The organism is Streptomyces sp. NPDC050658, assembly GCF_044457025.1.
Taxonomy (GTDB): Bacteria; Actinomycetota; Actinomycetes; order Streptomycetales; family Streptomycetaceae; genus Streptomyces.
This window is the reverse complement of the sequence record NZ_JBITGM010000003.1, coordinates 383058-397917: the sequence shown is the minus strand read 5'-3', so window position 1 is coordinate 397917 and position 14860 is coordinate 383058. Positions and strand designations below refer to the sequence as shown.

Annotated in this window: 13 protein-coding genes; 10 read left to right on the top strand and 3 right to left on the bottom strand. The window is 70.8% G+C overall.

Annotated features, from left to right (window positions below):
- The first annotated feature begins 246 nt into the window (after positions 1 to 246).
- From ACIBKX_RS13385 to ACIBKX_RS13360, 6 genes are all read left to right on the top strand, one after another.
- Positions 247 to 3249, top strand: a complete 3003-nt coding sequence (locus tag ACIBKX_RS13385; protein ID WP_363277416.1) for a BTAD domain-containing putative transcriptional regulator — start codon at positions 247 to 249, stop codon at positions 3247 to 3249.
- A 14-nt stretch (positions 3250 to 3263) separates the two neighbouring features.
- Entirely contained in the window at positions 3264 to 3986 is a 723-nt protein-coding gene (locus ACIBKX_RS13380) for an A24 family peptidase (protein ID WP_363277417.1), read from the top strand.
- Positions 3987 to 4056: 70 nt separating this feature from the next.
- Positions 4057 to 5271 carry a cyclic dehypoxanthinyl futalosine synthase gene (mqnC, locus tag ACIBKX_RS13375; RefSeq protein ID WP_363277418.1) on the top strand — a complete coding sequence of 405 codons (1215 nt, stop codon included), beginning with the start codon at positions 4057 to 4059 and terminating at the stop codon, positions 5269 to 5271.
- Positions 5272 to 5305: 34 nt separating this feature from the next.
- A complete protein-coding gene (locus ACIBKX_RS13370) occupies positions 5306 to 5905 on the top strand; it encodes a hypothetical protein (RefSeq protein WP_363277419.1) in 600 nt (199 codons plus the stop codon).
- A gap of 135 nt (positions 5906 to 6040) precedes the next feature.
- Positions 6041 to 6733, top strand: coding sequence for a demethylmenaquinone methyltransferase (locus tag ACIBKX_RS13365; RefSeq protein WP_363277420.1), 693 nt, complete (start codon positions 6041 to 6043; stop codon positions 6731 to 6733).
- 177 nt (positions 6734 to 6910) lie between these two features.
- On the top strand, positions 6911 to 9451 hold the full coding sequence (locus ACIBKX_RS13360; protein WP_363277421.1) for a zinc ribbon domain-containing protein: 2541 nt from the start codon (positions 6911 to 6913) through the stop codon (positions 9449 to 9451).
- On the opposite strand, the gene ACIBKX_RS13355 is transcribed toward ACIBKX_RS13360, so the two are convergent.
- Both ACIBKX_RS13355 and ACIBKX_RS13350 read right to left on the bottom strand, forming a co-directional pair.
- Positions 9441 to 9773: a PASTA domain-containing protein gene (locus ACIBKX_RS13355; RefSeq protein WP_363277422.1), complete on the bottom strand. Its 333-nt coding sequence runs from the start codon at positions 9771 to 9773 to the stop codon at positions 9441 to 9443. The genes ACIBKX_RS13360 and ACIBKX_RS13355 overlap by 11 nt on opposite strands.
- A 60-nt stretch (positions 9774 to 9833) precedes the next feature.
- Positions 9834 to 10358, bottom strand: coding sequence for a GNAT family N-acetyltransferase (locus ACIBKX_RS13350; RefSeq protein ID WP_363277423.1), 525 nt, complete (start codon positions 10356 to 10358; stop codon positions 9834 to 9836).
- Positions 10359 to 10455: 97 nt separating this feature from the next.
- On the opposite strand from ACIBKX_RS13350, the gene ACIBKX_RS13345 reads away from it, so the two are divergent.
- Complete coding sequence (locus ACIBKX_RS13345) at positions 10456 to 11745, top strand: geranylgeranyl reductase family protein (RefSeq protein ID WP_363277424.1); 1290 nt, start codon at positions 10456 to 10458, stop codon at positions 11743 to 11745.
- A 63-nt stretch (positions 11746 to 11808) separates the two neighbouring features.
- Positions 11809 to 12138, top strand: coding sequence for a putative quinol monooxygenase (locus ACIBKX_RS13340; protein ID WP_363277426.1), 330 nt, complete (start codon positions 11809 to 11811; stop codon positions 12136 to 12138).
- Positions 12139 to 12228: 90 nt separating this feature from the next.
- Here the strand turns inward: ACIBKX_RS13340 and ACIBKX_RS13335 are convergent, their stop codons facing one another.
- Positions 12229 to 13044 carry a C40 family peptidase gene (locus ACIBKX_RS13335; protein WP_363277427.1) on the bottom strand — a complete coding sequence of 272 codons (816 nt, stop codon included), beginning with the start codon at positions 13042 to 13044 and terminating at the stop codon, positions 12229 to 12231.
- Between the two features lie 869 nt (positions 13045 to 13913).
- Between ACIBKX_RS13335 and ACIBKX_RS13330 the strand changes: the two genes are divergently transcribed.
- Positions 13914 to 14273 carry an NADH-quinone oxidoreductase subunit A gene (locus tag ACIBKX_RS13330; protein ID WP_003992243.1) on the top strand — a complete coding sequence of 120 codons (360 nt, stop codon included), beginning with the start codon at positions 13914 to 13916 and terminating at the stop codon, positions 14271 to 14273.
- Positions 14274 to 14294: 21 nt separating this feature from the next.
- Entirely contained in the window at positions 14295 to 14849 is a 555-nt protein-coding gene (locus ACIBKX_RS13325; RefSeq protein WP_005313804.1) for an NADH-quinone oxidoreductase subunit B family protein, read from the top strand.
- Positions 14850 to 14860: the final 11 nt, after the last annotated feature.

The window sequence follows — 14860 nt, the reverse complement described above, 5'->3', positions numbered from 1 at the left end:
TCCGTGCCGGAACTGTGACGGGAGATGTCCCGCCCGGTCAGTGCCGGGCAAGCGTGCGTCACAACTGGGCAGAGCGAGCTGCGCTTAAGGGGCAACTCGTGCGCAAACCGGCACCTCCGGTAGCCGCTGCCCCTGTCTGACCATCGGTCGCTTCCGTACCATCGCCTAAGTACGCTCAAACGCTCAGCTCGCGACCCGCGACCTCGACCCACTCCCTCCCAAGCAGAGGACACCAGGACTCCCGCCATGGCGCGCACCACTTCACGTTCGACGGGCGGCCCGTCGGCTCCACGGAATCGGACGCCGCAGCCCTTGCCCCGGCGTCGCCGTACCTTCGGGGACTTCGTCAAGGCGTTCCTCGCCTTCGTCGCCCTTGTCGCGCTCGTCGTCGGCGTGCCCGGAGCTCTCGCGTACGCCGTGGGGTGGCCGCTGCCGGGCGGGGCGCCCTCGCTGGACTGGCTGCAGCAGGAGATCACGGTCGGGACGTTCATCAACGTACTGACCGTCGTGGTCTGGCTCGCGTGGGCCCAGTTCACCGCCTGTGTGCTGGTGGAAGTGAAGGCCGCGCTCTCCGGGGTCGGGATGCCCAACCGCATTCCCGGTGCCGGGGGGAGTCAGCTGCTCGCGCGGCAGCTCGTCGCCGCCCTGCTGCTCGTCGGCGCCACCGCCGCCAGCTTCGCGCCCGGGCTCTCGCAGTTCGGGCAGTCGCTGGAGGGCAATCAGAAGCCCGCCTCCGCCGCCTCCGCCCAGCAGACCCCCGGCGGTCTCTTCGGGCAGGACCAGGCCGGCAGCGCCGCCAGTGCCGTCGCCGAACAGGCCGAGCAGGCCGCCGCGCACGCCGACGCGGGCGGGGGGAACAAGAAGGACGGGGACACGAAGTACTACCGGATCCAGCCTCCCGAGGGGCGTCACCACGACTCCCTCTGGGAGATCGCCGAGCGGCACCTCGGCGACGGGCGCCGGTACAAGGAGATCTACCAGCTCAACAAGGACCGGGAGCAGCCGGACGGGTCCCGGCTGTCGGAGGCCAGCCTCATCCGGCCCGGCTGGATCATGGAGATGCCCGCGGACGCGCACGGCGGCGAGCTCGTCGAGATGCCCGACGAGGCGCCGAAGATCTCGCAGGACGTGAAGGAGCAGATCTCCGACTACGCCAAGTCCGGCGACCACAAGGAGGGCGGCGGCGCCCAGGAACAGGGCGGCGGGCAGCAGGGCGGTGGGTCCGTCGACCGCGACACCGCGCACATCGTTCTTCCCGAGCAGCGGCCCGGCGGGGCGGGCTCCGGCGAGAAGGGCAGCGGGCACCAGACGCCCGTCGCCACCCCCGCCGGCGAATCCGAAGGCTTCTCCTTCGGGCTCCCCGAAGCGCTCCTCGGCGCGCCCCTCCTCGCCGCCGGACTCCTCGGCGCGCTCGGCCGTCGGCGCAGGCACGCCCTGTGGCAGTCGGCCATGGGCGCCGTCGGCGGACGCCGCGGCATGGAGCCGCCGACGCCGACCGGTGGTGCGGCCGACGCGCAGGACGCGCTTCTCGTGGGCGCCGACCCCGAAGGCGTACGACTGCTCGACCTTTCGCTGCGCGGGCTCTCGGCCTCGCTCGCCGAGGAGTCCCGCGCCCTGCCGACCGTGTACGCGGCCTGGCTCAGCAACGGCGATCTGCACCTCCAGCTCGCCCAGCCCGCCGGGCGGCCGCCCGCGCCGTGGCAGCTCGGGCAGGACCAGACGTTCTGGATGCTGGCCCGCACCGACGCCGAGCAGTACGAGGACGTGGACACCGCCGCGCCGTATCCGGGGCTCGTCAGCCTCGGCACTCTCGACGACTCACGGCTGCTGCTGAATCTTGAGGCCGTGCCCGGTGTCGTCTCGCTGAGCGGCCGCGAGGCCGACCGGGCCGCCGTGTTCGCCTCCGTCGCCGCCGAGCTGGCCACCAACGGCTGGTCGGACCGCATGACCATCACGCTCGTCGGCTTCGGCCAGGACCTGACGCCGCTCGCGCCCAACCGCCTGCGCCACCTGGACGACATCGAGGCGCTCATCGAGACCATGGAGGCGGAGACGCGGCAGCGGCGCGGCGCGCTGGGTGCCGCCGGGCACGACTCCGTCCTCACGGGCCGCACCGGGCCCGCCCAGCACACCCGCTGGGCGCCGCACCTGGTGCTGCTCGCCGCCGAGCCGACCGGCGACGACGCCGTGAAGCTCGCCGAACTGGCCGCAGACGCCGGCCGGTTGGGCATCGGCTACCTGGTCGGCACGGAGTCCGGCGATCTGCCGGGTGCCGCCTGGGAGATGGAGATCACCCGCCAGGGCAAGCTCCTCGCCCCGCTGCTCGGGCTCGAACTGGAGGCGCAGACGCTGCCCGAGGCCACGCAGCGCGCGGTCGTCGAGCTGTTCGTCGACGCCGACCCCGGGGAGGACGCCGCGGGTTCCGGCTCCGGTCGTACGGCGACGGCTCCGCCGTTCCTCGTCGACGTCACGGAGCAGGGGCGGCCCGCGGTCTACGCCCGCCTCGTCGGGACGTACGAGATCATCGGCCTCGACACGCCGGACGGCGACCGCAGCCCGCTGATGCACGAGGCGCTCGCGCTGCTCCTGCTGCACCGCGAGGGCGTGCACCCGCGGGTGCTGTCCTCCGCGCTGTGGCCGCGCGGCGTCACCGAGGACGTACGGGACGCGCTCGTCGACCGGCTGCGCGAGTGGCTCGGCACCGAGCCCGACGGTTCGCCGCGGCTGCGCGCCGACCAGAGCGGGCGGCTCACGCTCGCCAAGTCCGTCGTCTCCGACCTGGACGTACTGAGGTCGCTGTATCACGAGGCGACGCAGGGGCGCGGGGCCAACAACCGTGCCGTACGCGGGCGGATGCTCACCGACGCGCTGGTGCTCGTGCGGGGGCCGCTGCTCGCGGACCGGCCGCAGGGGCGCTACGGCTGGCTCACGCACGAGATCATCGACGCCCAGCTGCCGCTGCTCGTCGCGGACATCGGGCTCGCGCTCTCCGAGTTCCACCTGGAGAAGGGCCGCGCGGAGAAGGCCATCGAGGCGCTGAACGCCGCGCTGAACTCGGCGCCGGGCGACGAGCGGCTCTGGAACGAGCTGCTCCGGGCCACGCACGCGCTGGACGACCCGGCCCGCCTCCAGCAGGTGGCCGCGGACCTCGTCGCCCGCAGCGGTGCGCGCGGCGTGCCGCCCCGGACGGAGGCGCTCCTTGACGAGCTGCTGCCCGCCTGGCGCAACGGGCTCTCCGCGGTCGGCTGACGGGGAGCGGGAACTTGCTGCTGATCCTCACCGGGGGCGCCCTTCTCTGGGGCGCCCTCGTCGGGCTTCTCGTCCCCCGTGCCGCCTACCGCCTCTCCGTCGCACCCGACGAGGAGTGGCGGGAGGCGTGCCCCGAGGGGCATGAGATCAAGGGCTGGGCCGGGCTCGCCCGGTGCGGTGCGAAGGGCGACCGCTACGGTCCCCGGAGCGCCGCGCTTGCCGTGGCCACCGCTCTCGTCTGCGCCGCCCTCGCCGCCGCTACGGGCCCGCGGCCCGAGATCGGCGTCTGGCTGCTCCTCGCCCCCTTCGGGGTCCTCCTCACCGTCGTCGACTTCACCGTCCACCGGCTGCCGGACGTCCTCACGCTGCCGCTCGCCGCAGCGGCCCTCGCGCTGCTCGGCGGGGCCGCGCTGCTGCCGGAGCACGGCGGCTCGTGGCTGCACGCGCTGTACGGCGCGCTGGCGCTCGGCGGCGGCTATTTCGTGCTGTTCCTGATCTCCCCGAACGGCATGGGCTTCGGCGACGTGAAGCTGGCGCTGAGCCTGGGGGCCGTACTCGGCTGGTACGGCTGGGGCGTGCTCCTGCTCGGCACCTTCGCCGGTTTCGTCCTCGCCTCCCTCTACGGAGGGGCCCTCGTCGTCGCCCGCCGCGCCGGTCGCAAGACGGCGATCCCGTTCGGCCCGTTCCTGGTCGGCGGGGCGTTCGTGGGGCTCTTGATCGGGGCGTACGCCGCCTGACGTCGGGTGGCCGAAAGGGCTGGCGTACGCTGGATCAGTCCGTCCGCAACCCTTACGAAAGGGACCCCCGGTGACCGAGAAGGCCGACCTCACCTCTGTTGATGTCACAGCCGTCCTCGACCGTGCCGCCGCCGGTGGGCGGATCACCCCGGAAGAGGCCCTCGACCTCTACCGCGACGCCCCGCTGCACGCGCTCGGCTCCGCCGCCGACGCGGTGCGCCGTCGCCGTTACGCCGGGACCGAGCACATCGCGACGTACATCATCGAGCGGAACATCAACTACACGAACGTCTGCGTGACGGCGTGCAAGTTCTGCGCCTTCTACGCCGCCCCGAAGGACACCAAGAAGGGCTGGAGCCGCGACCTCGACGACATCCTGCGCCGCTGCGCGGAGACCGTCGAGCTGGGCGGCACCCAGATCATGTTCCAGGGCGGGCACCACCCGGACTACGGCGTCGAGTACTACGAGAAGCACTTCGCCGCCATCAAGAAGGACTTCCCGCAGCTCGTCATCCACTCCCTCGGGGCCTCCGAGGTCGAGCACATGGCGCGGATCTCCAAGGTGTCGGTCGAGGAGGCCATCCAGCGGATCCACGCCGCCGGGCTCGACTCCTTCGCCGGTGCCGGCGCCGAGCTGCTCCCCGCCCGGCCGCGCAAGGCCATCGCCCCGCTCAAGGAGAGCGGCGAGCGCTGGCTGGAGATCATGGAGATCTCCCACAACCTGGGCGTGGAATCGACCTCGACCATGCTCATGGGTACGGGCGAGACCAACGCCGAGCGCATCGAGCACCTGCGGATGATCCGCGACGTACAGGACCGGACCGGGGGCTTCCGGGCCTTCATCCCGTACACGTACCAGCCCGAGAACAACCACCTCAAGGGCCGGACGCAGGCCAGCATCTTCGAGTACATCCGCATGATCGCGATCTCGCGGATCTTCCTCGACAACGTCGCGCACATCCAGGGCTCCTGGCTGACCACCGGCAAGGAGGCGGGCCAGCTCACCCTGCACTACGGCGCGGACGACCTCGGCTCGGTGATGCTGGAGGAGAACGTGGTCTCGTCGGCCGGTGCCAAGCACCGCAACAACCTGCGCGACATGATCGACATGATCCGCAGCGCCGACCGCGTCCCGGCCCAGCGCGCCACGACGTACGAGCACCTCGTCGTGCACGACGACCCGGCGAACGACCCGACCGACGACCGCGTCGCCTCGCACATCTCGTCCACGGCCATCGAGGGCGGTACGGCCCACCCCGAGCTGAAGCTCCTCGCCTCCAACTGATCCAACTGATCCGGCTGAGCCAACTGGGGCTGTCTTGCGCACACTTCACTTCGCCGAGGCGTCCCCGGAGGCGGCGGTCCTGGTCGACGGGGCGAGCGTCGCCGCCGTCGGTCCGTACGAGGAACTGGCGGCGGCGGAACCTTCGGTACGCGTCCGCCGCTGGCCCGGCATCCTCACGCCGGGCCTGCTGAACCCGTACGGACCCGAACTCCTCGAAGCGACGTACCACCCCGACCCGCGCGAGGCCGACGCCCTCGGCACCGAGCCGATCGGCGGTGAGCGGGCCGCCGCGATCTTCCGCGCCGACCCGTCCCGCCTGGGCGCCAGCGCGCGGCGCGGCGTCCAGCGGCTCTTCGCGCACGGCACGGTGGCGGTGGCGGGCGAGCTGCGGGCCCGCCCGGTCCTCGACGCGGTCAGAAGGGCGGGTCTGGCGGTCGGCCAACGCCCGCCCCGGCTTCCGGGCCCGCCGTCCCTCTCGCCGACCCCGCTGGTGCTGCTGCCGCCCCTGACGGCGGGCGGGCCGGCGCGGTTCGCGGTCTTCGATGTGGCGGACCGGGGGGAGCTGGTGCGACGGGGGGCATCGACGTGCGTGGCAACGGTGCTCGAGGGGCGCCTGGTGTTCCGCCGCCGGTGAGGGCAGGCGCCCCGTAAGGGGCGCGGGGAACTGCGCGAGCAACCACAAACGGACCCGCACTCGCCAAAGATCCGCGACACGGCAGACGCAGACGCGCCCGAAGGTAAAGAGGACCGGCCTGACACAATGGGCCGGGTGACCCGAGCCTCCTTGGACAAGCAGCCGCACGAAGTCGCCTCGATGTTCGACGACGTCGCGGAACGGTACGACCTGACCAACGACGTGCTGTCGCTCGGCCAGGCCCGGCTGTGGCGCAAGGAGGTCGCGAAGGCCGTCGACGCGCGCCCCGCGCAGAAGGTGCTCGACCTCGCGGCGGGCACCGCCACCTCCTCGCAGCCCTTCGCCCGAGCGGGAGCGTACGTTGTGCCCTGCGACTTCTCGCTCGGCATGCTGCAGGTCGGCAAGGCCCGCCACCCCTGGATGCCGTTCACGGCGGGGGACGCGACGAAGCTGCCCTTCAAGGACGACACGTTCGACGCCGTGACGATCTCCTTCGGGCTGCGCAACGTACAGGAGACGGACCAGGCGCTGCGCGAGATGTACCGCGTGACGAAGCCGGGCGGCCGGGTCGTCATCTGCGAGTTCTCGCACGCGACTTGGGGGCCGTTCCGCACGGTCTACGAGGAGTACCTGATGCGGGCGCTGCCGCCGGTGGCGCGGGCCGTCTCGTCCAACCCCGACGCGTACGTCTATCTCGCGGAGTCCATCCGCTCCTGGCCGGACCAGCCGGCCCTCGCCGCACGGCTGAAGGACGCGGGCTGGTCGAAGGTGGCGTGGCGGAACCTGACGGGCGGCGTGGTGGCGCTGCACAGGGGGTTCAAGGCGTAGCCACGCGGTCCCGTTTCAACGGGACCACGCGGGCCCGTTTTAACGGGAGTTGACGGGAACCGGCCACGGGGCAAGATGTGTCCGTTGTTAAGACTCCGTCAGAGCCTCGGACGCTGCGAGCTCGGTCGACGGGTCGGTCGGTTCGTCTTGTCATCTCCCCAATGACGGAGCATTCCCATGGCGTCGCACTGCCCGCACTGCGGGTCACCCATCCCTGATGAGGCCCGCTTCTGCATGAAATGCGGGAAGGAGCGGCCGCGGGACACGTCCGTGGACGCGGGGCCGGGCGCGCCGCCGGACGCGGAGCTGGGTGCTCCCACGGGCGTGGGTGCCGAGGCGTCTGCCGCCGAGTCCGTGGGGGTGCCCGCCGCTGAGCCTGTGGGGGTGCCCGCCGCGCCTGCATCGCCGCCTCCTCCTGCGTACGTTCCCGGGGGCGCCGCCCCTGGAGTTCCCGGCGCTCCTTCCCCCACCGGCGCCTTCTTCGGCCGCGTCTTCCGCGGCGACTGGGCCGGTTCCGCGCAGGCCGCGCTCTGGCCCATCGGGCTCGTGCTCGTGGCGGCGGTCGCGATGGCCGTGCCCTCCTACGGGCAGGAGGACAGCGGGGAAGTCGTCGTCGGGTTCAGCGACCGGCTGCGGATCGCGCTCGCGCTGCTGCTCCAGGCCGTCGGCGGCGGCTTCGAGATCTCCGGGGGCGAGCGTCAGGAGTCGGTGTTCGGCGGGAGTTCCGGCGGTGACGTCGCCTTCGACGGCAGCGCCACGCTGAGCCTGATCCCGCTGACCGCCACCGCCCTGTGGATCGGGGCCCTCTTCATCGGCGTACGCATCCTGCGCAACCGTGTCCTCGTACGCGGCGGAGGCCACGGCGGCGGCACGGCCGGGCTCGAAGCGGCCGTGCGGGTCAGCCTGTTGGTGACCGCGGCGATCCTCGTGCTCAGCCTCTTCGCGCAGCCCGAGATCCAGGGCGTCGAGATCTCCTCGTCGCCGGTGCTCGCCGCGCTCGGCGCGCTGATCCTCGCGCTCGCCGTCTCCTGCGGGGTGCTGCAACGGCACGACCTGGGCCAGTGGCTGGCCGCGCGGCCCGGCTGGCAGACGGCGTTCCGGGCCACCGGCACCGCGCTGCGCGCGCTCGGCATCGTGCTCGTGCTCTGCTCCGTCGTCGCGTTCATCAGCCTCACCCAGATCGACGACCTCGCCGAATTCGCCGACCTCGACGACACCGACGTGTCCCCGCTCCTTGTCGCGCTGCTCGTGCTGCCGAACCTCGGTGCCGCGCTGCTCGGCCTCGGCTGGGGCGCGCCGCTTGAGGCGTCGGTGCAGGGCAGCAGTTCGATGTACGGCGGCGGGTCCGAGGGCGCTTCGTTCGGGCTCTCCGAGCTGGGCGATGTCACCAACTCCTGGGCGGTGGTGGGTGCGTTGGTGCTCGGCCTCGTCTGTGCGCTGACCCTCGGCATCCTCGCCGCGCGCCGCTCCGCGCACCGGGGGGAGCAACTCCTCGCCGCCGGTGTCTTCTTCGTGCTCTTCCTGCTGCTCGCCGGGCTCGGCGGCTTCGGGATCGAGGCGACCGGCAGCGCGTCGGCGGAGTTCGGCGGCGGTGGCATGGGCGGCTCGGGCAACGGCAGCTTCGAGGCGGGCGTGAGCGTGCCGGACGCGCTGCTGTTCGGGCTGCTGTGGATCGCGGGGGCGGCGGTGGTCGCGCCGTTCCTGTTGCTGCTGCTGGGGCAGCCCGCGGGGGGCGTCGCGGCGCCGGTGCTGCCGATGCCGCCGATGCCCGGTACGCCGGCCGGGGCGCCGGGAGCGGCTACTGGCGTGCCGACTGGTCTGCCGACTGCCGCTCCGGAGGCGGGAGTTGCTCTGGCCGCGCCGCCTGCCACACCCCCTGCCGGCACACCCGCAGCCCCGCCCGCGGCCACCCCTGCCCAAACCCCCGCGGCCACCCCCGCCCAAACCCCCGCAGCCGCAGGCCCCGTATACGACCCCCACACCTTCCACCTCGGTCACCAGCAGCCCTCCAAGCCCCGCCGCCGCACCGGCCTCTGGGTCGGTACGCTCGCCGCCGCCTTCCTCATCGGCAGTGGCGCCGCCGCCGGCGTGCTGCTCTGGCAGGACAAGGGGGACGGCAAGGCCGACAACGCGGACAAGAACGAGAAGCCCTCCGTCAGCCGCTCCGAGGACCCCGCCCAGTCGCCGGACCCGAGCCCCACCCCCACCACCGAGGACCCGGCTCAGAGCCCCACGCCGGTGGACGACGGCGGCGCCCAGGTGCCCGCCGGATCAGAGCTCGTCAGCGATGTCAGCGGCTTCGAGTTCGCCGTGCCCGAGGGCTGGACCCGGCAGGGCGAGGACCGGCCGGGGCAGATCGTGTACGCGGGGTCGACCGGGCGGGAGGAGTTCCTCGTCGGCGTCGTGCCGAACGCCACCTACACCTCGTACGAGAACTTCACGACGATCGAGAAGGACGCCGAGAAGGACCCGGAGAAGTCGGACTACGAGCGGATCCGCCTGGAGTCGAACACCTTCCAGGGGCGCGACGGCGCGATCTGGGAGTACACCTACACCGACACGGCGGGCCGCGAGATCCATGCCCTGAACCAGAGTTACGTCGCCGACAACGGCACCGAGTACGCCATCCAGCTCTCCTGGCGCGCGGACTTCTGGCCGGAGGGCGAGGGCGCGAAGATCCACCGGATCGCCCTGGAGCACTGGCGGATCAACGGCTGACGGGCCCCGGCTCGTCCAGTTCCCGGAGCAGTCCGCCGTCCGGCGGGGCGGGGCGGCGCGGTTCACGGACTCCCGCGCCGCCGTCGCCCTCGTCGGGACCGAGCTCGAACCAGACGGTGACGACGGCGTCGCGCGGGATCCAGGTGCCGGGGAGCGGGTACTGCCGCACCACGTAGTCGGTGACGGCGAGCCGGAAGTCCGGCAGCTCCGGCGCCACGAGCAGCACACCGTGCCGCGCGGCCGTCTCGCGCGCGTCGGCGGCCATGAGCCCGACGAGCCGCGGTACGCGCACTTCGGGAGGACTGGGTGTGTCCGACGGCATGGCTGTCACTCCCCCCAGTGGTACGCGCCCCGTGGCATCCCCAGCGAAGCACTCGGCGGGCTAAAGAACCAGCCCGAAGCGATGCCCCTGCCGCGCACCCCCCGAGAGCGAATACGTCTCCTCCAGCCGCATCCCCAGGCGCCGCGTCACCGCCACGGACCGCTCATTGCGTACGTCGACCATGGCCACGACATCCGCTATCCCCGCGGCCCGCACCCGGTCCAGGGTCTCCCGCGCCGCGGCCGTCGCGTACCCCTTCCCCCAAGCGGCGCGGCCAAGGCGCCAGCCGATCTCGATCTTTCCCTTCGGACCCCACTCGTGCGGCCACGGCTGCGCCCCGACAAAGCCCAGTGGCTCGCCCTCCGCGTCGAGCAACGTCCAGAAGCAGAAGCCCAGTTCGGCGTCGTGTCTGCGCTGCCGGGCGGTCAGCTCCTCGTACACGGACAGCTCGGCCGACACACCGCCGTGGAACTCCATCACGTCCGGGTCGTCGAACAGCCGGTGCCAGACGAAGGCGTCCTCGTGGGTCGGGACCCGCAGCTGTACGGCGGGCAGGGTCTTCGTCGGCGGTGCCTGCTTTGTCACGGGTGGCCCTTCGGCTGATGGATCAGTACCGCTGCATAGACTGCCCATATCCCGTGCCCGCCGGCACACAGATTTCGAGCCTTGGGGAGAACCCGCCGTGACCGAGCCCCAGCCCCTCACCGAACACACCGCTGATGTGATCGTCGTCGGGGCCGGGCCAGCCGGCTCCACGACGGCGTACTACCTCGCGAAGGCCGGCCTGGACGTACTTCTTCTTGAGAAGACCGCGTTCCCAAGGGAAAAGGTCTGCGGCGACGGTCTGACGCCGCGCGCCACGAAACAGCTGGTGTCCATGGGGATCGACATCTCCGAAGAGGCCGGCTGGCTGCGGAACAAGGGCCTGCGCATCATCGGCGGCGGCGTACGGCTCCAGCTCGATTGGCCGGAACTCGCCTCTTACCCGAACTACGGCCTGGTCCGTAAGCGCGACGACTTCGACGAGCAGCTCGCCCGGCAGGCGCAGAAGGCGGGTGCGCGGCTTCACGAGCGCTGCAACGTGGGCGCTCCGATCATCGACGACCGCACGGGCCGCGTCACCGGCGTGCACGCCAAGCTCGGCGAGGAGAAGACCCCGGTCACCTTCCACGCCCCGCTGGTGGTCGCCGCCGACGGCAACTCCACGCGTCTGTCGCTCGCGATGGGGCTGCACCGCCGCGACGACCGCCCGATGGGCGTCGCCGTCCGCACGTACTTCACCTCGCCGCGCCACGACGACGACTACCTGGAGTCCTGGCTGGAGCTGTGGGACCGGCGCGGCCCGCAGGACCGGCTGCTTCCCGGCTACGGCTGGATCTTCGGCATGGGCGACGGCACGTCCAACGTCGGCCTCGGCATCCTCGACTCCTCCGCCGCCTTCAAGGAGCTGGACTGGCGCGAGGTCCTGAAGGCGTGGTGCGCCTCGATGCCGGAGGACTGGGGCTACACCCCGGACAACATGACGATGCCGATCCGCGGCGCGGCCCTGCCGATGGCCTTCAACCGGCAGCCGCACTACACCAAGGGCCTGCTCCTGGTGGGCGACGCGGGCGGCATGGTGAACCCGTTCAACGGCGAGGGCATCGCGTACGCCATGGAGTCCGGGCAGATCGCGGCCGACGTCATCGTCCAGGCGCAGGCCCGGCAGACCCCCGCCCAGCGGGAGTTGGCGCTGCAGCGCTACCCGAAGGTCCTCAAGGACACCTACGGCGGCTACTACACGCTGGGCCGCGCCTTCGTGAAGCTCATCGGCAACCCGAAGGTCATGAAGATCGCCACGGAGCGGGGGCTCACCCACCCGCTTCTCATGAAGTTCACGCTGAAGATGCTGGCCAACCTGACCGACCCGACGGGCGGCGACGCGATGGACCGCATCATCAACGGCCTGAGCAAGGTGGCTCCGAAGGCGTGAGCCAGGTGGCTCCGAAGGCGTAGTCGGCCGGTGCGCGCGGTGGTACTGGTGCAAAATGGACGCATGATATTTATCGTCGTCAAGTTCACCGTCCGCCCCGAGTTCAGCGACAGCTGGATCGAGCGGACGGCAGCGTTCACCGCCGCCACCCGCGCGGAGCCGGGCAACGTCTTCTTCGAGTGGTCCCGCTCCGTCGACGACCCGAACCAGTTCGTGCTCGTGGAGGGCTTCGCCGGCCAGGAGGCCGGCGAGGCGCACGTCGGCTCCGACCACTTCAAGGCCGCCATGGAGACGATGGGCGAGCTGATCGCCGCGGTGCCGCAGATCGTGAACACGGAGATCGCACAGGACGGTTGGTCCGCGATGTCGGAGTTGTCGCCCGAGGAGGCGTGAACGCGAGGCCTCAGCGCCGTCTGGGCGCGCGCGGAAGGGCCGGAACCCCCCAGGGGGTTCCGGCCCTTCCGTATGGCTCTGTGTGGGCCCTCAGAGGACGCGGACGGCGCCCGAGGCCGGGTAACCCGACAGGTCCTGGATGACGACGCCCTTGCTGGGGTTGGCGGCGTCGAGGTACTGGCCGTTACCGATGTACACACCGACGTGGTACGCGGAACCCTTGCCACCCCAGTAGAGGATGTCGCCGACCTGAAGGTTCGAGGTGCCGACCTCGGTGCCCATGGTCGACTGGTCCTGCGAGACGCGCGGAAGGTCCACGCCCGCCTGCTTGAACGCGGCCTGGACGAGGCTGGAGCAGTCCCAGGCGTTCGGGCCCGAGGCACCCATGACGTACGCGTCGCCGAGCTGGGCCTTCATGAAGTTGACGACCGTGGCGACGCTGCCGCTGGCCGGGGCGGCCACATCGGCGGAAGCGCTGGAGCCGCCGGCGGAGGCGCTGAGCGTGGTGCGCTCGGCGGCGCGCGAGGCGCGCTCCTCTTCCGCCTTCTTCTTGGCGGCGGCCTCGGCCTTCGCCTTGGCCTCCGCCTTCTTCTCGGCGGCGGCCTGGTCTTCCTTGGCCTGCTTCGCGGCCTTGGTGGCGGCCGCGTCCTGCTCCGCACGGAGCTCGTAGCTGTCGGCGGCCTGCTGCGTGGCGTCCGCGGACTGCGCGATCTGCGTGGACAGATCCGTGGTGAGCGTAGGCATTTCGATGGTCTCGGTCACCGGCTCGGCGGCGTTCGCCGTGCCAGCGGCCGCGGCCACTGCCAGGGTGCTGAGGACGCCACCGGCAACTCCGGCGCGCAGGGCCTGCTTCGTGGCGCTGCGACGGGGCTTCCGGTGGCTGGGTATGTGAGCGGTGTGGGACATGAGAACAACCGCTATCAGGGAGTCAGGGTTCCCATCAAGAAACGTGTGCTGCGCCACAGTTGCTCCCGGCGGCCCTGAATCCCGGGCGTGTCACTTCTTATTGACGCCGTAACGGGCAATGCGGACAACGGTGATCACGCCTGTGATCATGGGTTTTCAGTGATACGCCCGAATTGCCCATGGACTACCACCCGTTGAGGCCGTTGGCCAAGCCCGGCTTCTTGGGCGCGGTGCGCCCTGTGGCGCAGGTCACAGTTGGGGCCCTAGGGGATCTCCCTGAGATCCCGCCGAGACCTTCCTGAGATCTCCCGTGGATTTCGGGGGTGTTGCCCGGCACCGAATCCCCGTCCGCCGGTCACGGAATCCCCGCACGCGACGGAGGGCCCGTGAGTCGGGGTGTGCCGCTCGCGAGTCGGGGTGTGCCGCTCGTGAATCGGTGCGCGCTGCTCGTGAATCGGTGCACGCGTCCACTTACGTCCACACCTCTCCCGCCAAAGTGTGAACGCGGGCCCTCTATCAAGCAGATGTGTCCAGCGCCAATTTGCTTGCGGGTGTCGTCCCTTGATAGGGCGACACCCCTTCGACCAGGGGTGACGCGCTGAGATGTCACCTCTGGTGATCACTCAGGTGCTTCGCGTATGAAGATCACCGCTCATCCGACTTCATGATCCTTCGTCAGGTGGTGGAGATCACAAAGCCGTTGTCGTACCCCGTGTCGCAGATCACAGACCGGCGGGCATAGGATGCGGGGCAGTTGGGCTTGTGACCTGCTTCACATGTAAGCGATCTTCAACGGGATCGCGACGGGAATCGGGGATCGGTCCGACGCAACCGCCAACAGTCAGTGCCGACTGAGAGGAGCGAGGAGCGTGAACGCCTATGCGCCCATCCTCGTGCTGGGAGCCCTCGGGGCAGGCTTTGCGATCTTCTCCGTGGTCATGGCCACGCTTATCGGTCCAAAGCGGTACAACCGCGCCAAGCTCGAGGCGTATGAGTGCGGAATCGAGCCGACGCCGACTCCGGCCGGCGGCGGGCGATTCCCCATCAAGTACTACCTGACGGCGATGCTCTTCATCGTCTTCGACATCGAGATCGTCTTCCTTTACCCCTGGGCCGTCACCTTCGACGCGCTGGGGATTTTCGGGCTCGTGGAGATGCTGCTCTTCGTGCTCACCGTCTTCGTCGCGTACGCGTACGTATGGCGGCGCGGCGGCCTGGAATGGGACTAAGGGTCTGAGGGGCCAAAGAGCATGGGACTCGAAGAGAAACTGCCGAGCGGTTTTCTGCTGACCACCGTCGAACAAGCCGCGGGCTGGGTGCGCAAGTCATCCGTCTTCCCCGCGACCTTCGGCCTCGCGTGCTGCGCCATCGAGATGATGACGACCGGGGCCGGGCGCTATGACCTGGCGCGCTTCGGCATGGAGGTCTTCCGCGGTTCACCGCGCCAGGCGGACCTGATGATCGTGGCCGGACGGGTGAGCCAGAAGATGGCGCCCGTCCTGCGGCAGGTCTATGACCAGATGCCCAACCCCAAATGGGTCATTTCCATGGGGGTTTGCGCATCCTCGGGCGGGATGTTCAACAATTACGCGATTGTTCAGGGCGTGGACCACATTGTCCCCGTTGACATCTATTTGCCCGGTTGTCCGCCACGGCCCGAGATGCTGATGGACGCCATCCTCAAGCTCCACCAGAAGATCCAGGGCTCCAAGCTCGGGGTCAACGCCGAGGAGGCGGCCCGCGAGGCGGAGGAAGCGGCGCTCAAGGCGCTCCCCACCATCGAGATGAAGGGGCTGCTGCGGTGAGCGACGAGCAC